The organism is Myxococcus sp. MxC21-1 (assembly GCF_032612255.1).
In the GTDB taxonomy this organism is placed as follows: Bacteria; Myxococcota; Myxococcia; order Myxococcales; family Myxococcaceae; genus Myxococcus; species Myxococcus virescens.
The window spans coordinates 741,695-759,019 of record NZ_CP123278.1 but is presented as its reverse complement, the minus strand read 5'-3'; the positions used below and the strand labels follow the sequence as shown (position 1 = coordinate 759,019).

General features: G+C 70.2%; 11 protein-coding genes and 5 pseudogenes. 11 read left to right on the top strand and 5 right to left on the bottom strand.

What is annotated here, in order from left to right:
* Nucleotides 1-5: 5 nt before the first annotated feature.
* Nucleotides 6-965 (bottom strand): ParA family protein, encoded by a 960-nt coding sequence (locus QEG98_RS03650; RefSeq protein ID WP_090486128.1) that lies wholly within the window; start codon nt 963-965, stop codon nt 6-8.
* Between the two features lie 40 nt (nt 966-1,005).
* Nucleotides 1,006-3,134: pseudogene (locus tag QEG98_RS03645) on the bottom strand (HEAT repeat domain-containing protein).
* 367 nt (nt 3,135-3,501) lie between these two features.
* Between QEG98_RS03645 and QEG98_RS03640 the strand changes: the two are divergent.
* From QEG98_RS03640 to QEG98_RS03630, 3 genes are all read left to right on the top strand, one after another.
* Complete coding sequence (locus QEG98_RS03640; RefSeq protein WP_026114223.1) at nt 3,502-3,861, top strand: helix-turn-helix transcriptional regulator; 360 nt, start codon at nt 3,502-3,504, stop codon at nt 3,859-3,861.
* Nucleotides 3,862-4,006: 145 nt separating this feature from the next.
* Nucleotides 4,007-4,906 carry a fatty acid desaturase gene (locus tag QEG98_RS03635; protein WP_316565760.1) on the top strand — a complete coding sequence of 300 codons (900 nt, stop codon included), beginning with the start codon at nt 4,007-4,009 and terminating at the stop codon, nt 4,904-4,906.
* A gap of 80 nt (nt 4,907-4,986) precedes the next feature.
* Nucleotides 4,987-5,760 carry a helix-turn-helix transcriptional regulator gene (locus QEG98_RS03630; protein ID WP_316567820.1) on the top strand — a complete coding sequence of 258 codons (774 nt, stop codon included), beginning with the start codon at nt 4,987-4,989 and terminating at the stop codon, nt 5,758-5,760.
* A 244-nt stretch (nt 5,761-6,004) separates the two neighbouring features.
* Here QEG98_RS03630 and QEG98_RS03625 read toward each other — a convergent pair.
* A pseudogene (locus QEG98_RS03625) lies at nt 6,005-6,636 on the bottom strand (phospholipase D-like domain-containing protein).
* A gap of 98 nt (nt 6,637-6,734) precedes the next feature.
* Here QEG98_RS03625 and QEG98_RS03620 point away from each other — a divergent pair.
* The 5 genes and pseudogenes from QEG98_RS03620 to QEG98_RS03600 all read left to right on the top strand — a co-directional run bounded on the left by QEG98_RS03620 (nt 6,735) and on the right by QEG98_RS03600 (nt 11,799).
* Nucleotides 6,735-7,416, top strand: a pseudogene (locus tag QEG98_RS03620) (TetR family transcriptional regulator).
* Between the two features lie 28 nt (nt 7,417-7,444).
* The gene (locus tag QEG98_RS03615) at nt 7,445-8,896 is read left to right on the top strand and encodes an aldehyde dehydrogenase family protein (RefSeq protein WP_316565759.1); all 1,452 of its coding nucleotides are present in this window, start codon (nt 7,445-7,447) and stop codon (nt 8,894-8,896) included.
* 38 nt (nt 8,897-8,934) lie between these two features.
* Nucleotides 8,935-10,374, top strand: coding sequence for an aldehyde dehydrogenase family protein (locus QEG98_RS03610; protein ID WP_090486156.1), 1,440 nt, complete (start codon nt 8,935-8,937; stop codon nt 10,372-10,374).
* Nucleotides 10,375-10,449: 75 nt separating this feature from the next.
* Nucleotides 10,450-11,040, top strand: coding sequence for a PH domain-containing protein (locus QEG98_RS03605; RefSeq protein ID WP_316565758.1), 591 nt, complete (start codon nt 10,450-10,452; stop codon nt 11,038-11,040).
* Nucleotides 11,041-11,115: 75 nt separating this feature from the next.
* Nucleotides 11,116-11,799, top strand: a complete 684-nt coding sequence (locus tag QEG98_RS03600) for a PH domain-containing protein (protein ID WP_316565757.1) — start codon at nt 11,116-11,118, stop codon at nt 11,797-11,799.
* Between the two features lie 51 nt (nt 11,800-11,850).
* On the opposite strand, the gene QEG98_RS03595 is transcribed toward QEG98_RS03600, so the two are convergent.
* Nucleotides 11,851-13,473: an ABC-F family ATP-binding cassette domain-containing protein gene (locus tag QEG98_RS03595; RefSeq protein WP_090486165.1), complete on the bottom strand. Its 1,623-nt coding sequence runs from the start codon at nt 13,471-13,473 to the stop codon at nt 11,851-11,853.
* 185 nt (nt 13,474-13,658) lie between these two features.
* Between QEG98_RS03595 and QEG98_RS03590 the strand changes: the two are divergent.
* From QEG98_RS03590 to QEG98_RS03580, 3 genes and pseudogenes are all read left to right on the top strand, one after another.
* Nucleotides 13,659-14,284 (top strand): annotated as a pseudogene (locus QEG98_RS03590) (hypothetical protein).
* A gap of 50 nt (nt 14,285-14,334) precedes the next feature.
* Complete coding sequence (locus tag QEG98_RS03585) at nt 14,335-15,111, top strand: YdiY family protein (RefSeq protein WP_316565756.1); 777 nt, start codon at nt 14,335-14,337, stop codon at nt 15,109-15,111.
* A 146-nt stretch (nt 15,112-15,257) separates the two neighbouring features.
* The gene (locus QEG98_RS03580) at nt 15,258-15,596 is read left to right on the top strand and encodes a CBS domain-containing protein (protein ID WP_186817966.1); all 339 of its coding nucleotides are present in this window, start codon (nt 15,258-15,260) and stop codon (nt 15,594-15,596) included.
* A gap of 27 nt (nt 15,597-15,623) precedes the next feature.
* Here QEG98_RS03580 and QEG98_RS03575 read toward each other — a convergent pair.
* Nucleotides 15,624-17,323, bottom strand: a pseudogene (locus QEG98_RS03575) (dihydroxyacetone kinase family protein).
* Nucleotides 17,324-17,325 lie beyond the last annotated feature (2 nt).

Sequence of the window (17,325 nt, the reverse complement as noted above, 5' to 3'; positions counted from 1 at the left end):
GGTTCTCAGCCGGCCTGCTGGGTGCCCTTCGTCTGGGCGACGGCTGCCGCGGCCACCAGCCGGGGCAGGATGTTGTCAATCATGGCCTGGATGTCGTTGGCCCCCTTGGACGAGGGGTCCGCGACGAACACCGGCCGCCCCTCGCTGGAGGCCTGCGCGAACTTGGTGCACTGCCGGATGATGGTGGGCAGCAGGAACTCCGGATAGTGCGTCTGGAGCGCCTCCAGCGCCTCCTTCGCCAGCTTGAAGGTGGCGTTGAAGGAGTTGACCACGATGAAGACGTGGTCGAGCACGTGGTTCAGGTCCTCCTCCAGGCTCTGCACCGTTTCGAACAGCAGCTTGAGGCCGTGGAAGGACAGGAAGTCCGCGAGCACGGGGACGAACAAGTCGTTCGCCGCCATCAGCGCGTTGAGGTTGAGCAGGCCGAAGGACGGCGGCGCGTCGAAGACGACGACGTCGTACTGGGCCTCCACGTCCTTGAGGGCGTTGCGCAGCTTGAACTCGCGGCCGGCCATGGGCATCAGCGCGAGGTCCACCGTGGACATGGTCAGGTTGGACGGGACGAAGTCCAGGTTGGGCAGCGAGGACTTCTGGATGACCTTGGCCAGGGGCGTCTTGCGGACCAGGACGTCCAGGAGCGTCTTCTCGAAGTCCTCGCCTTCGTAGCCCAGGCACTTGGTGGCGTGGCCCTGGCTGTCGAGGTCGATGAGGAGCACCGCGTAGCCCAGCTCCGCCAGGCGCCAGGCGTACGACGTGGACAGCGACGTCTTGCCGGTGCCGCCCTTGAAGTTCAGGAAGAGCTGGCGGCGGTGGCCCACCCGCGCCGGGAAACGGTCGAGCGTGGTGCGCAGCTCCCAGATGTCGTCCGGCGTGTAGGCGTCCTTCCGCGATTCCTCCGGAATCTGCTTCGGGGACACGCCGAGCATCTCGGCGACCTGCTTGGAGCTGTACGTCGGCGCTTCCATGGACGACCCTTCGAAAGACGTGCGGGACGGCTACCTTGCCTCAAGCGGCGAAGTATTTGTGCCCCCTTCGAATCACCGCTCCCCGTGCGGACAACAGAGTGAGCGCCTCCTGGGCGAGCTCCGAGGGCGCCGAGAGCGCGACCGCCAGCTCGACGAGCGAGCGGCCTCGGACGGCGACGCGGACCTCGGCCAGCATCTGCGTGCAGAGGACTTCCACCGGTGACGCACTGGGGCGCACGGGGGCCGCCGGACGGGACGGCTCCGCGGCGGCGGCGGGAACACGCGGCGCGGGGGCGGCCTGCCCGGGCACCGCGCCCATGGCCACCAGGGCCGCTTGGACGGGGGACAGGCGAGCGGCCGGCACGCGCGGAGCCTGCGCGGGGCTGGAATGGTTTGGGGTGGCCTGCGGGGCTGGCGCGGGCGGACGTTGCACGGGAGCGGCGGCCTGTGGCGCGGGCGGACGCTGCACGGGAGCGGCGGCCTGTGGCGCGGGCGGACGCGGTGCGGAGGCGGCGGTCTGCGGAACCGACGCGGGCGGACGCTGCACGGGGGCGGCCTGTGGCGTCGGTGCGGGCGTCGGAGCCACCGGCGCTCCCACGGGGCCCGCTCGCCCCTGCACAGGCCCCACCGGACCCGCGCCCTGCGCGAGGCCCACGGTGACGGCCTGCCGATTCGCAGCCCCCACCGCGACGACCGCGTGAGCGGGCTGCTCGACCGCCGCCACCGGCGCCGGAACCACCGCGGCCACTGCCACTGCCGGCGCGACCGCCTGCACCGAAGCCACCACCGGACGAGGCTGCTCCAGCCGCGCCCGTACGGGCTTCACGGGCAACGTCGCCAGCCGGCGAATCTCCCGGCGGCGGTGCGTCTCGTCCAGGTCCACCACGGCCGAGACGTCCTGCCCCAGGATGCGCGACAGACTCTGCGCGGCGGCCTTGCGAACGCGCTGCTCACGGTCACCCAAGGCGCCCAGCAGCAGCGTGCGCGCGTTCTCCCCAGCGCCAGCGCCGAGCGCCAGCGCGGCCAGCGCGCGCGCCTCCGGATCCGCGTCGTGGATGGCTTCCTCGCCCAGCCGCCGCGCCGTCTCCCCTTCCAGGCCCAGCGCCAGCAGCGACGCGCGGCGGCGCACCGAGCGGTCCGGGTCCTTCATCGCCTGCGCCAGATGCGGCGCCGCGTCCTTCGGCGCCAGCGTCAGGAGCGCCTTGAGCGCCGCGATGCGCACCTCCGGCACCGGCGACGCGAGCAGCGGCGACACCACCGACGCGCCCTCTTCCTGGCACAGCGACGCGAATGCCTGGAGCAGCGCCACCTGCGCCGTCGGCTCCGTCTCCGCATGCAGCGCCGACGCCAGCGCGGGCGCGGCGGCCGGCTGTGACAGCGCCTTCAGGCGCTCCGCGGCACGCACCCGGGCCGCGCCATCCTGCGCGGACAGCTCGCGGATGGAGAACCCGAACAACGTCTCATCCGTCGGCCCGCCGAACCCCGCGTGCGAGGACAGCTCCGCGTGCTGCGCCGCGCTCACGCCCAACCGGCCCGCCTGCAGGAAGCGCTGCGCCTCACGCGCCACCGGTGACAGGCCGTCGTCCTCGACGACAGCGGCCACGGGCGGCTCGCTCACCGGCGCCGGCGTCACGGGGACACTGGCCGCCGTCTCACGCAGCGGCCCCGGCGAGCGCCGCGTGGGGACCACCAGCCCGCGGGCCACCGGCCCCCCTCACCGCGCAGCAGCACCTCGCTGCGAAGCTGGGAGATGAACGACGCCAGGTCGAGCCCCAGGTCGTCGTCCTCGTCGTCGCGCTCCTGGGCGGTGGCGCGGATGCGCCCCACGTCCAGCAGCTTGTCCATCATCTGGTTCCGCTCGCCGCGCAGGGCCTGGTTGAGCCGGGCCAGCTCCTCGCGTTCGGCCTGGAGCCGACCCACGCGGACCTCCAGCTCCGCGACCTCACGGCGCAGGCCCAGCTCGCGCTGGTGCGTCTCCGCGAGCTCGCGCTTGAGGTGCTCCATCTCATCGCGCGTCGAAGCCAGCTCGCTGTGGAGCTGTTGGGCACGCGCCTCGAAGTAGACGATCTTTTCGAGTGCGCTCTTGAGCAGCGCGTCCGGACGCTCGTCGCTCACGACCTCAACAGCCTCCCCGCGAGGCACGCGGCGCGGCCTGCGGATCCGAGTCACCGGGGGTTTGCACCGGATTCCCGGTACCTACCGGGGGGCCCACCCTACGTCAGACGTCCTCACTTCGTAAACCACGGAAACACCAGGGCTTTTTTCAGCGCGTCCCGGGCAGTCATTGACAACGCCGCGCAGGCCGAATTTTCGGCTTCCGCGCGCACGAGCGGGCCGCGCGAGACACATCCGTCTCAAGGGGTTGAAGCGCTCGATTCCGGACGCTCCAGCAGGCCCTCCCGGAAGCCCCGGAATGTCAGACCCCACTCGTAATCTGTGTTCCACGAGGCAGCCAACGGCCGTCACTTCTCCCCGGAGCCTCTCCGCCTGGATGCGGGGGGACGAAGCCCTCTTTTCGACAGGTTTTCCGCACGCCATGGAACAACGACTGGCAACCCTCATTGGAAACGCGGTCCGCGCGGCGCGACAACGGCTGGAGCTGACCCAGGCCGACGTGGCCGAGCGCGTTGGCATCGCCACCGAGGTGTATGGCCGCCTGGAACGCGGCCACATGCTTCCCAGCGTCCGCACGTTGCGCAAGCTGTGCCTGGTGCTCAACTGCTCGTCGGACGTGCTCTTGGGAATGGCGGGCGTGGAAGGCGCGCCCACGCTGGCGGAGGACCCGCCGGAATACCGTGAGCGCCCGGAAGTCCGCCGGCTGCTGCGCACGGTGCGCAAGCTGGACGCACCGCGTCTTCGCCTGTTGGGGCAGGTGGCGAACGCGCTCGAGACGTAGCGATACAGCGGAGACCCGGCCGGGGCGGTGAAGACCCTGGCTGGGACTTGAAGGGTGGTGAGGGGCCGGACGGATTGCGCCCTGGCGCAAGCGCTTGGCGCGTGGAGTGAAGCAGCCGCTGCTGGGGGGGCGTACTGAATGCTTCATGACCCCCGCCCGCCCCCCGCCCCCTTCAGCCGACCTGCCGCAGCTCGCGGTTCATGCGTTGTGGTGGGGGTGGTTCCCAGCCTTCATCTGGAGCTGGGACGCGCTGCCCTGGGTGGGGCGGCTGGCCATGTGCCTGCTGGGCTGGGCCATCTGCTTCTGGAACTACGCCGTCCTGCACAACCACATGCACGTGTCCATCGCCCGGCCTCCGCTGGCGCACTGGGTGGTGTCCCGTGCGCTGGGCATGGCGTGTGGGTTCCCCTACCGGGGCTACTTCATCCACCACTTCAACCACCACCGGTACGATGACGGCCCGGGCGACTGGGGCCGCCGCCGTCCCGGAGAGCGCGTCTTCCGCTACTGCCTGCGCTCGGCGCTGACGCCGTGGCTGTGGCCCTACGAGACGCTGGGCCAGGTCTGGCAGTGGGCGAAGAAGAAGAACCAGCGGCTAGAGCTGGCGGTGGATTTCCTGGTGGTGGACGGCGCGCTGCTGGCGGTCATCGTGTGGAAGCCCGCGCTGGGCCTGGCCTGGTGGGGGGTGCTGCTGGTGACGCAGTTCTGCATCCACTGGCTCAACCTGGCGGCCCACTTCGAAACGGACTCCGAGCAGAAGGACGCCCTGGGGACCACGTCCTATTCCGCCTTCTACAACCGGTGGTTCTTCAACGCGGGCTACCACCAGGCCCATCACCTGAAGCCGCAGGTGCCCTGGTACGAGCTTCCGGCCCTCACCGAGGACCTCGCTCGGACGTCCAGGCTCCGTCCAGAGCTGACGACCGGGCTTTCCCCCATCAATCCGTTGTGGGTGGCACGGGTGGTGAAGCGCTATTCTGCCAAGCCGTGCGATCGGCAGACGGAGTCGAAGATTACCTCCGGGACCCCCACGGCCGTTACCTAGTCGGGGAGGGCTTCCTCCACTGGTACGCCTCGGAGGACCTGTGCGGCTTCATCCTCTGGGGACGTCCCGGAGAGGCCGAGGTGCGCCGGCTCGTCCAGGTGCTGGACGTGGAGTTGTCCCCCGCCAAGCCGCATGCCTCGCTGGTGGACGCGCGCCGGCTGGAGGCCGCGGACCCCATGGCCTTTGCCGCCCTGGTCAAATACATGCAGCCCCGCGAGAAGGACTTCAGCACCTCCGTGCTGAAACAGGCGCTGGTGCGGCCTGAAGGCGTGGTGGGCGCGGTGGTGGGCGGCTTCTACACGCTGCTGTCCGGGGCCTATCCCAGCCGGGCCTTCACCGCTCCCGACACCGCCCTTCAGTGGTTGGGGCAGCCGGAGGCCGAGGCCGCGGCGCTGCTGGCGGAGCTCAACGGACTGGTCGCGGAGGCCACCGGCCAGTCTCCCCTGCTGCGCGAGCTGCACCAGGTGATGCGGGGCCGGCTGCCGGAGGTGAATCTGTCGGACGTGGCCCGGGAGATGGGCATGTCCGAACGGACGCTGCAACGCCGGCTGAAGGAGGCCAGCACGTCCTTCCAGGCGGAGCTCAACGCGGTGCAGGTGCGCATGGCGCAGTCGCTGCTGCGCGAGTCGAACATGAAGCTCACCGCGGTGGCGGTGGAGGTGGGCTGCGCCTCGCTCCAGCACTTCAGCAGCCTCTTCCGCAAGCTGGTGGGCGAGTCCCCCAGCGCGTGGCGGGACCGACAGAAGCAGCCGCAGGGCGACGGCACGCCACCACCCGCCGAGGCCCTGATGGAGGAAGTGGCCGGAGCCCCCGGCAAGGGCCCCGTCGCGGGCACGTCCGAAGTCCCGGAGTAGTCACGCCCTGGAGCCGGCAATCCCTGCCAGTCACCACAGGCGCTCAACATTCCCAAACGTTGTCAGGCAGGAGCGCGCGATTCAGCGGGTGACGCGCAAGTCTTTGACACCTCGCGGGGTGCGCTACCTGGCGCCCGGGACTCCGGGAGTTCCTACTCGCAGCGGGCTTTCAGACTGATTCCCGCACTTTCATGGCGACTTGATAGTATTCAGCAATAAACACTGCAAAACCAGTGCAACCAACCTAGCGCTTGGCGGCCTTCGCGCCCCGCTGGAGACGGCGCGCCTTGCCCAGACGTGGGGCATCCGCGCGAGGACGGCGCGGCGTGGGCGCTCGCTTGCCTGCGGGCAGAATGGGGTCGGGGCACACCGCGCGGAGCTTGCATGCCTTGCACTCGGCGCCGCTCCACACCGCTTCGTAGAGCGCCGTCACCCGGTCGATGACGTCGAAGTCCTCGGTGACGAAGCCCAGCTCGAAGTTGCGCGCGGAGTCGCCCTTGGCGCCCAGCCCCGCGCCGGTGAGGTTGGCGCTGCCCAGGTATGCCCACGCGCCATCCACCACCACCGCCTTGAAGTGCACGCGCGGGCAGACCTTGAGCGACAAGCCCCCGCCACCAACCGCGCCTGCCGGTCGAAGGCGGCGCGAAAGGGCCGGCTCGGCAGCTCCGCGTGCAACAGGCGCAGCGCCACTCCACGCGCGGCGAGCGTGTCCAGCACGTCCACCAGCGGGACGAAACGGCCGCCGTGCTCCACGAACATCGCCTTCACGTTGGCCGTGGCCATCCACACCGACTCCCGGGCGTGGAGCAGCTTCTCCAACACCACCTCCCGGTACAGCGCGCTGCCCGACAGGAGCTCCGCCTCGATGGGACGCATGGGACACACTCCAACACACACGCCCTCACCCCGCCACCTGGCGGACAAATGACCTCCAGTCACTTGACGAATGACCGAGGGTCATTCATCCATGAGCCATGGCCAGCACCTCAGCGGCGAAGGCGAATCGGGCCCTGCCCCAGCGAGCTCGGAAGGACGAGGACAAGGAGGCACGGCGGCAACTCATCCTGGATGAGGCGCTGGCCCTGTATCAGGCGACGTCCTATGCCGAGGTGAAGATGGCGGACGTGGCCAGCCGGGCGATGCTGGCCAAGGGCACGGTGTTCCTCTACTTCCCCACGAAGGAGGCGCTGTTCCTGGCGCTGCTGGAGGACCTGCTCTTCGCGTGGTTCGCCCGGCTGGACGGGCTGCTGGCGGAGGACACGTCGGCCTGGACGGGACCCCGGCTGGCGCGCACGGTGGCCGAGTCGCTGGAGGGCGAGGAGGCCCTGACGCGGCTGCTCGCGCTGCTGCAGACGGTGCTGGAGCAGAACGTGACGGCCGAGCAGCTCCGCCCGTTCAAGGAGCGGCTGCTGGCGGCGCTGCTCCGCGCGGGCACGCGGGTGGAGCAGCGGCTGCCCTTCCTCCATGCCGGAGAAGGCCCGCGCTTCTTCATCCACCTGCACGCGCTGGTGACGGGCCTGCGGCAGATGGCGGACGTGGCGCCGGTGGCGCGCGAGGTGCTGGAGGCACTGCCCCACCGCGCCGCTGCGCGTCGACTTCACCGCCGAGCTGACGACGGCCCTCACCACCCTTCTTCGCGGATTGGAGTCCCGCTGAGGCCCCTTTCCCACCCCTGGAGAACCCCATGCTCGAAGCAATGTCTCAAGCCAACACGCAGCCCACCGCGGACACCGAGCGCATCCGCGCGGTGTTCGAAGCCCAGCGCGCGCACCGCTGGACGATGTCCCGCACCACGGCCTCCGAACGCATCGCCCGGCTGAAGCGGCTGCGCGAAGCCATCATCGCCCGCCGCGCGGAGCTGGCGGACGCCATCCACGCGGACTTCCGCAAGCCCGCGGTGGAGGTGGAGCTGACGGAGCTGCACCCCACGCTGGAGGAGCTGAACCACACGGTGCGGCACCTCAAGTCGTGGATGAAGCCCATGCGGGTGGGCACGCCGATGCTGCTGGCGGGCTCGTCCAGCCACGTGCGCTACGAGGCGCGCGGCACGGTGCTGCTGCTATCGCCGTGGAACTACCCCTTCAACCTGCTGGTGTCGCCGCTGGTGGCCGCCATCGCCGCGGGCAACACCGTCATCTGCAAGCCCAGCGAGAAGACGCCACACACCTCGCGCTTCCTGGCGCAGCTGGTGAAGGACGTGTTTCCCGAGAACGAGGTGGCGCTGTTCGAAGGCGGCGCGGAGACGGCGGAGGCGCTGCTGGAGCTGCCCTTCGACCACATCTTCTTCACCGGCAACACGCGCATCGGCCGCAAGGTGATGGAGGCCGCGGCGAAGCACCTGGCCAGCGTGACGCTGGAGCTGGGTGGCAAGTCGCCCGTCATCGTCGATGAGACGGCGGATGTCGCCGCCGCTGCCGAGCGCCTGTGCTGGGGCAAGTTCGTCAACGGCGGCCAGACGTGCGTGGCGCCGGACTACGTGTTCGTGCACGCGTCGAAGGAGCGGGCGTTCCTGGACGCGCTCAAGGCGTCCATCACGCGCTTCTACGGCGATACCGAGCAGGAGCGGCAGGCGAGCCCTGACCTGACGCGGCTGGTGGACCCGGTGGCGTGGCGGCGGGTGAAGGACCTGCTCGAGCGCTCGGTGGCCGCGGGAGCGAAGCTGGAGGTGGGCGGGGAGACGGACGAGCCCTCGCGCTATATCGCGCCCACCGTGCTGTCCGGCGTGACGGCGGAGAGCCCTGCGATGGAGGGCGAGATTTTCGGACCGGTGCTGCCGGTGCTCACCTTCCAGTCCCGTGAAGAGGTCTACGCACACATCCGCGCGGGCGGGAAGCCTTTGGCCCTCTACGTGTTCAGCCAGGACAAGCGGGCGGTGGAAGACATCTTCCAGAACACCACGTCGGGTGGCGCGGTGGTGAACAACGTGCTCGTCCACCTCGCGAACCCCAACCTCCCGTTCGGAGGGGTTGGAACCAGTGGCCTGGGGAACTACCACGGCCATTTCGGCTTCAAGACGTTCAGCCATGAGCGGGCAGTGATGGTTCAGTGGATGAAGTCGCTGGCTTCGGTGTTCTTCCCGCCGTATCGCGGGAAGGCGCAGGAATTGGCCTCCCGCGCGACCCGGCTGATGGAGTAGGCAACCCAGGCCGGGGCACCTCCGGAAGGAGCCGGGCGATGCGCGTGGTGAAGTTGGAAGAAGCACGGATGCCGGACGGTGTGCAGGAGGCGTTCGACCGCCTTCATGCGCATCGCTGGGAGGTGGCGCGCCGCGGCATGAAGGAACGGCTGGCCCGGCTGGAGCAGCTCAAGACGCTGCTCGTCGCCCGGCGCGAGGCCCTGGCCGAGGCGCTCCACGCCGACTTCCGCAAGCCGCGCGCGGAGGTGGAGGCCACCGAGGTCCTCCCCGTCCTGATGGAGTTGGCCTCCATCCAGAAGCACCTCAAGACGTGGATGAAGCCCCGGAAGGTCTCCACGCCCCTGCTGCTCACCGGCACGTCCAGCCTGGTGCAGTACGAGCCCCGGGGCGTGGTGCTGGTGATGGCCCCGTGGAACTACCCCTTCCACCTGCTGGTGTCGCCGCTGGTCGCCGCGGTGGCCGCGGGCAACGCCGTCCTGTGCAAGCCCAGTGAGAAGACGCCCAACACGGCGCGCTTCATCGCGGAGCTGGTGAAGGACGTCTTTCCCCCAGAAGAGGTCGCGGTGGTGGAGGGAGGCCCGGAGGTGGGCGAGGCGCTGCTGCGGCTGCCCTTCGACCACTTCTTCTTCACCGGTGGGGCCCGCGTGGGCCGGCGGGTGATGGAGGCCGCGGCGAAGCACCTGGCCAGCGTGACGTTGGAGCTGGGTGGCAAGTCGCCCGTCATCGTCGATGAGACGGCGGATGTCGCCGCCGCTGCCGAGCGCGTGGTGTGGGGTAAGTTCCTCAACGGCGGGCAGACGTGCATCGCCCCCGACCACGTCTGGGTCCACGCGTCGAAGGAAGAGGCGCTGCTGGAGGCGATGAAGGAGGCCCTGGAGCGCTTCTACGGCCGCACCGAGGAGGCGCGCCGCGCGAGCCTGGACCTGTGCCGCATGGTGGATGACAGCGCCTTCACGCGGGTGCGCCAGTTGATGGACCGCACCGTGGAGGCCGGCGCGCGCGTGGTGGTGGGCGGCGGCGTGGGCGCGGAGTCGCGATACATCGCGCCCACGGTGCTCGCGGACGTGACGCCGGACGCGCCCATCATGGCCGAGGAGATTTTCGGACCGGTGCTGCCGGTGCTGCGCTTCGAGTCCCTGGACGAAGTGGTGTCGCACGTGCGCGAGGACGGCAAGCCCCTGGCGCTCTACGTGTTCAGCAACGATGAGGCCACGGTGGAGCGGCTGCTGCGGGAGACTCGCGCGGGCGGCACGTGCATCAACACGGTGGTGCTGCACAATGTGAATCCGAACCTGCCCTTCGGCGGCGTGGGCGCCAGCGGCGTGGGCGCGTATCACGGCGAGACGGGCTTCCGGACCTTCAGCCACGAGCGCGCCGTGCTGCGCCAGGGGCGCACGTCCCTGGTCCACCTGTTCTTCCCGCCCTTCACGGGCAAGGCGCAGAAGCTGGCGCGGCTGGCGGGGCGGTTGTTCGAATAGGCGTGAAATGAGAGATGCTCCGGTCCGTAATGCCTGAGACCTCTCTCGCGAAAGACGCCTGCTGGTGAGCCGCACATGACAGACCCGGGGTCGCCTTCCCCTCTGACGGTGGTCCCCGATGGTGACGGGGGCTTCCTGTCGCGCCTGCCCACGGTGCTGCAACCGCACCGCAGCCTGCTCACCTACTACCTCGTCAGCGCGCTGCTGGCCGGGCCCGGCTTCCCCATCCTCGGGCTCATCCGCTACTTCAAGTACCAGACGCTGCGCTACACGCTGGACGACGAAGGCATCACCGTCCGCTGGGGCATCCTCTTCCGGCGGGAGGTGTCCCTCACCTACGCGCGCATCCAGGACATCCACCTGTCCAGCAACCTGGTGGAGCGCTGGCTGGGGCTGGCGCGCATCCAAATCCAGACGGCGAGCGGCAACTCTCAGGCGGAAATCACCATCGAAGGTGTGCCCGACTTCGGAGCCATGCGGGACTTCCTCTATTCGAAGATGCGGGGAAGCCGGGAGCGCGCAGTGCCCACGCAGGAGAGCGCACGCGCCATGCCCGCCGGTGACCATGACGCACTGGCGGCCACGCTCCGCGAGATTGCCGAGGAGGTGCGCGCCCTGCGGCTCAGCCTGGACGGCGGCGCCACGCGGGAGAAGCAGGATGTCTGACGCCGCGCCTGCCTGGCTCCTGCGCCTGCTGAAGGTGCCCCCGCGCCGCACATCCCCGAAGGCGCGGCGGTTCGCGTGTTCCGCGCCGCCCCGGCCCATCGCCAGCTCCAGTTGCTCCGTTGGGGCCTGCGGCAGGCCGGCGTCGTGGTGGGCCTGATTTTCACCTGGGTGGCGGTGAAGAACCGGTTCGTCCCGCACCTGCCCTACGCGCACGCGGACACGGTCTTCTTCGTCTTCGAGATGTTCGCCTGGCTCGCGTTCGCCGTGCAGGCCCCCATCACCTTCCTGGTGGCGTGGCTCGACTACGAGTACCGCTGGTACATCCTCTCCGACCGCAGCCTGCGCATCCGGGAAGGGCTCGTCTCCATCCAGGAGAAGACGATGACCTTCGCCAACATCCAGCAGGTCTCCATCCGGCAGAACCCGCTCCAGCGGCTGTTCGGTATCGCCGACGTGAAGGTGGAGACGGCGGGCGGAGGCAGCAAGCGCGGCGCGCAGGACGCGGACGCCTCACACACGGAAGGACTGCACGAGGCCCACTTCCGGGGCGTGGACAATCCGGAGGAGATTCGCGACGTCATCATGGCGCGGGTGCGCATGCACCGGGACGCCGGATTGGGCGAGCCGCAGCATCCCGAGCCAGCGCTGCCCGCGCCCGTGGCCTCCTCGGCCGCGACGCTGGGCGCGGCGAAGGAGCTGCTGGGTGAGATGCGGGCGCTGCGAAGCGCCCTGACGGCCCAGGGCCGCGTGGAGCCCTGAGCCGCCGTGAAGCGCGATGTGCCCGGCGGACGCCGGGCCCCTCGCGGTGCTTCAGCTCCGCAGACCGGGCGCTTCCTGGCCGGTGCGCGCGACGTACTCCGTGTAACCACCGCCGTACTGGTGGATGCCCTCGGGCGTCAGCTCCAACACGCGGTTGGACAGCGCGGCCAGGAAGTGACGGTCGTGGGAGACGAACAGCATCGTCCCCTCGTAGCGGGAGAGCGCCGTAATCAGCATCTCCTTCGTGGCCATGTCCAGGTGGTTGGTGGGCTCGTCCAGCACCAGGAAGTTCGGCGGGTCGAAGAGCATCTTCGCCATGACGAGCCGGGCCTTCTCACCACCGGACAGCACGCGGCACTTCTTCTCCACCTCGTCGCCGGAGAAGCCGAAGCAGCCGGCCAGCGCCCGCAGCGAGCCCTGCCCCGCGCGGGGGAAGGCGTCCTCCAGCGACTGGAACACCGTCCGCTCGCCGTCCAGCAGGTCCATGGCGTGCTGCGCGAAGTAACCCATCTTCACGCTGCCACCCAGCGCCACGTTGCCCGTGTCCGGCTGCGTGGAGCCCGTCACCAGCTTCAGCAGCGTGGACTTGCCCGCGCCGTTGACGCCCATGACGGCCCAGCGCTCCGTGCGGCGCACCAGGAAGTCCAGCCCCTCGTAGATGATGCGGCTGCCGTAGGCCTTGTGAACGCCCTTCAGGCTCACCACGTCGTCGCCCGAGCGCGGCGCCGGCTGGAACTCGAAGAGCACCGTCTGGCGCCGCTTGGGCGGCTCCACGCGCTCAATCTTCTCCAGCTTCTTCACCCGGCTCTGCACCTGCGCGGCGTGCGAGGCGCGCGCCTTGAAGCGCTCGATGAACTTCAGCTCCTTGGCGAGCATGGCCTGCTGGCGCTCGAACTGCGCCTGCTGCTGCTTCTCGTTCATCGCCCGCTGCTGCTCGTAGAACTCGTAGTTGCCGGTGTACGTCGACAGCGAGCCGCCGTCGATCTCCACCACCTTGTTCACGATGCGGTTCATGAACTCGCGGTCGTGCGACGTCATCAGCAGCGCGCCGTCGTAGTTCTTGAGGAACTCCTCCAGCCAGATGAGGCTCTCGATGTCGAGGTGGTTGCTCGGCTCGTCGAGCAGCATCGCGTCCGGACGCATCAGGAGGATGCGGGCCAGCGCCACGCGCATCTTCCAACCACCCGACAGCGCGCCCACGTCGCCGTCCATCATCTCCTGGGTGAAGCCCAGGCCCGCGAGAATCTCCCGCGCGCGGCCTTCCAGCGCGTAGCCGCCCAGCTCCTCGAAGCGCCCCTGGACCAGGCCGTAGCGCTCCACGAGCTTGTCCATGTTGTCCGCCTGGTCCGGGTCGGCCATGGCGGCCTCCAGCTCCTTCAGCTCGGCGGCCACCGTGCTCACCGGGCCCGCGCCGTCCATCACCTCGGCGGCGGCGCTGCGGCCCTCCATCTCACCCACGTCCTGGCTGAAGTAGCCAATGGTGACGCCCCGGTCGACCGCGACCTGGCCCTCGTCGGGGTGCTCCTGGCTGGTAATCATCCGGAACAGCGTCGTCTTGCCGGCCCCGTTGGGTCCGACGAGGCCCACCTTCTCCCCCTTGTGGAGCGCCGCGGAGGCCTCGATGAAGAGAATCTGCTGGCCGTTCTGCTTGCTGATGTTGTCGAGACGAATCATGTGCGTGCGGGGGGCCCGGAAGCGGGTGCGGCGCCCTTATGCCACGTAGCCCGCCCCGGAAAGAATGTTCCGAACCCCTGGAAAGCGACTTCTCTTGCATGGGAGCCGATAGGCGAGGGAGCCCCCGGTCCCAGGCTGGAAGTGGGACCTGCCCCCACTCGGGCCGTGACATAGACTGCCGCGCCGTGCTGACCGTCGACGCCCACCCCTCCCTGAACACCCTGGCCTTCACCACCACCTTCCCCGGGCCGCTGGGCGGACTGCCCTCCCCTGAGTGGCTGGTGGCCCTGCTGAAGCCCGGCGCCACCGCGCCCCTGTCCAGCGACGACACCGTGCGCGGCGCCATCCGCGACATGCTCCGCCACGGCGGCTACAAGCCCACCGGGCGTGGCAAGCCCGCGTCGGAGTACCTGGTGCGTGCCTCGGGTGACGGCTCGCTGGGCGCCATCAACCTGGCCGTGGATGCCTGCAACGCGGTGTCCCTGCACAGCGGCCTGCCCATCAGCGTGGTGGACCTGGACCGGGCCACCGCCCCTTCCGCGTAGGCGTGGCCCCGGAGGGCGCGCAGTACGTCTTCAACGCGTCCGGGCAGAGCATCGACCTGGCGGGCCTGCTGTGCCTCTTCGACGCGGAGGGCCCGTGCGCCAACGCCGTCAAGGACGCGCAGCGCACCAAGACGAACGCGGACACCTGCCGCACCCTCACCGTGCTCTGGGGCGCCAAGGCCCTGGGCGAGCGGACCGCGCGCGCCTTCGACTGGTATCGGGAGCTGCTGGAGCGCGCGGGGGCCACGGTGGAGCGCCTGCCCTGAGAGGCACGGGAGCCCTTGAAACATGCCGGCCGACGGGGCAGACCCGGGCCATGGCGGGACGGAAATCCAGCAGGTGGGTGCTGCTACTCGTGTGGCTTCATGCGGCGAGCGCGGCGGCGCAGATCGTCAACGTCCAGGCGCTGTTCGACGAGAACACGGGACCGGGGCGCTCGGCGGCCGTGGACCTGGGCGCGGACTGGCGCACGGGCAGCACCGACCTCTTCAGCGTGCGCGGCGCCCTGCTGGGCCAGTGGCGCAGCGAGACGCACACCTGGCTGGCCGTCCTCCGGGGGGAGTACGCCTTCGCCGCCGATGAGGTCATCGTCAGCAAGGTGATGGAGCACGTCCGCTACCGTTACGGATTCACGGAGCGGCTCTCCGGCGAGGTGTTCCTCCAACACGAGTTCGACAAGTTCCGCCGCATCCAGTTCCGGGCCCTGCTGGGCGCGGGGCCCCGGGTGAGGGTGCTGACCGACGAGAAGGCCACGCTGGTGGTGGGGCTCGCGCTGATGCTGGAGCACGAGCGCATCCGCCGGGATTCCGAACCGGATACCGGGGAGTTCCGCACCGACCCACGCCTGTCCAGCTACGTGCTGGGGCGGCTGGAGTTCATGGAGAACGTCTTCCTGGTGCAGACGCTCTACGCCCAGCCCCGCGTGACGAACCCCGCCGACATCCGCCTGCTCAACGACACCATCTTCGAGGTGAAGCCCAACCAGCGCCTCTCGGTGGGCATCGGCTTCAACCTCACCTTCGACAACTCTCCGCCCCTGGGCGTGCCCAAGCTCGACACCCAGCTGCGGACCTCGGTGGGCATCCGGCTGTAGCCGCCTTCGTCCCACGAAGTGTGTCACCCGGGCGACAGGAGCCAGCCCTCGCCTGCCTCTCCGCCCACACCCGGCAACGCCCCGGTTGTTGGCAACTGTCTTGCTACGGTGCCTCGCAGGGCAACAACAGGGTGGCGAGGCCGGCGATGACGGAACTGTACGTGGAGCGCGAGGACACGGTGGCGAAGGCAGTGACGCTCTTCCCCAAGGACACGGTGGTGAGGGCACTGTCACTGATGCAGCGGTATGGCCTGAGCCGGCTACCGGTGGTGGACGACGTGCACGGCGAGCTCATCGGCGACGTGACGGCGGACGACCTCACCCGGGTCTGGCAGCACGCGCCGCTGGCCTGTATGTCGGAAATTCTTTCACTGAAATCCCTGCGGGTTGAAGACCTGGAGGACGCCACCCGTTGGGGGCCGCGCCTCACCCTGGTCTCCCCCCTGATGGACGTGTACCAGACCAGCAAACGCTGGGTGCAGTAGGCCGGAAGGTCCGAATCCCGACGGCGCTCAGCCGATGCCTGGTGTGAGCGCCTTCATCCACACCACCACGGCCGCGGCGCCGGCGTCCGGCACACCGACGGCGCGCGCACCCAGGTAGCTGGCGCGTCCCAGGCGTGGCTGCATCCGGGACGTCGCCTCCTCTCCCGCCTCGGCCGCGTGCACCGCCGAGGCCCAGGCCTCGCGAGCCCCCTGCCCGCCGCGCACCCCTTCGCGAAGGCGTCGGCGGCGGGCCGGAGCGCATCAAGCATGGTGCGGTCCCCAGGCCGCGCGCCGCCCAGCTCCGATACGGCGGCGACGGCGAGGTCGAAGGCCTCGGCCCATGCGGCGGCATCCGCGGGCCCTTCCGCCAGCCTGCGCGCGGCGCGCAGCAGCGCCGTCGCATAGAAGGGCCCCGAGCTGCCGCCAATGCTGCGCCGCAGGGCATTGCCAATGGCCGTCAACGCGCGTGCGGGGCTCGTCCACGCGTCCTCCGGGAGGGCGCGAATCGCCTCGGCGCCACGCACCAGGCTGAGGCCCAGGTCACCGTCGCCCGCGGCGCTGTCGAGCGCGGTCAGCCGGGGCTCCGACTGCTCGAACGCGTCCGCCACCCGCAAGGCGGCCTTCCGGAAGCGGTCCATCCCCGGCTGCGGCGCCTCCGCCGGAAGCGATGCCGGAGACGCCGTGGACGAAGGCCGGTACACCCCCGGCTCCTTCGGCAGCCGTCCCGCGCCGGGCCACGCGGGCGCATCCGCCGCCGCATCCAGGCGGGCCAGCCGCGCGTCGTCCACCTTCAGCAGCGTCAACGAGCAGCCGGGCATCTCCAGCGCGGAGAGGAACGTCCCGCTCCACGCGCGCTCCACGCGGATGCCGCCCTGACGCAGAGCGGCCAGCGCGCGCCGGGCGACGATGGCCAGCTCCATGGGCGGCGTTCCGCCCAGTCCGTTGACGAGCAGCACCACCCTGTCTCCCGAGCTGATGCGCCGGTCCTCGACGATGGTGGTGAGCAGCGTGTCCACCAGGCTGTCCGCCGTCTGCATCGGCACGCGCCGCACGCCCTGCTCGCCGTGGATGCCCAGGCCCAGCTCGATTTCGTCCTCCTCCAGGGTGAAGCCCGGCTTGCCCGCCGCGGGCACGGTGCAGGGCCCCAGGGCCACGCCCATGGTGCCCAGCGCCTCCGCCGCCGCGGTGGCCTCGCGGAGGACGTCCTGGAGCGCCGCGCCCGCCGCGGCCGCCGCGCCCGCGACCTTGTGGACCAGCACCGTGCCAGCGATGCCCCGGCGCCGCGCGGGCTCCACCGTGTCGTGCAGGGACACGTCGTCCGCCACCACCACCGTCTCCACGGGGATGCCCTCGGCCCGCGCCAGCTCGGCGGCGAGCCCGAAGTTGAGCCGGTCCCCCGTGTAGTTCTTCACGACGAGCAGCGCGCCCGCGGGCCCCGCGACGGCGCGGATGGCGGCCAGCACGGCATCGGTGCTGGGCGAGGTGAAGACGTCACCGGCCACCGCCGCGTCCAGCATGCCCGCGCCCACGTAGCCCGCGTGCGCCGGCTCATGGCCGCTGCCGCCGCCGGAGATGACAGCCACCTTGCGCGCGCGGACGTCGGAAGGCGTGTCGGCGCGGAGCACCACCGACTCCGCTTCCAGCAGCACCTGCCCGGGGGCGAGCGAGACCAACCCCTCCAGCATCTCCCGCACCACCGCGCGAGGGGCGTTGACCAGCTTCTTCATGA

Excerpts from the sequence above, each read along its gene's own strand:
- QEG98_RS03610 (WP_090486156.1), top strand. The coding sequence starts at position 8,935 with ATGCGCGTGGTGAAGTTGGAAGAAGCACGGATGCCGGACGGTGTGCAG.
- QEG98_RS03640 (WP_026114223.1), top strand. The coding sequence starts at position 3,502 with ATGGAACAACGACTGGCAACCCTCATTGGAAACGCGGTCCGCGCGGCG.
- QEG98_RS03605 (WP_316565758.1), top strand. The coding sequence starts at position 10,450 with ATGACAGACCCGGGGTCGCCTTCCCCTCTGACGGTGGTCCCCGATGGT.
- QEG98_RS03595 (WP_090486165.1), bottom strand. The coding sequence starts at position 13,473 with ATGATTCGTCTCGACAACATCAGCAAGCAGAACGGCCAGCAGATTCTC.
- QEG98_RS03580 (WP_186817966.1), top strand. The coding sequence starts at position 15,258 with ATGACGGAACTGTACGTGGAGCGCGAGGACACGGTGGCGAAGGCAGTG.
- QEG98_RS03615 (WP_316565759.1), top strand. The coding sequence starts at position 7,445 with ATGCTCGAAGCAATGTCTCAAGCCAACACGCAGCCCACCGCGGACACC.
- QEG98_RS03635 (WP_316565760.1), top strand. The coding sequence starts at position 4,007 with ATGACCCCCGCCCGCCCCCCGCCCCCTTCAGCCGACCTGCCGCAGCTC.
- QEG98_RS03650 (WP_090486128.1), bottom strand. The coding sequence starts at position 965 with ATGGAAGCGCCGACGTACAGCTCCAAGCAGGTCGCCGAGATGCTCGGC.
- QEG98_RS03585 (WP_316565756.1), top strand. The coding sequence starts at position 14,335 with ATGGCGGGACGGAAATCCAGCAGGTGGGTGCTGCTACTCGTGTGGCTT.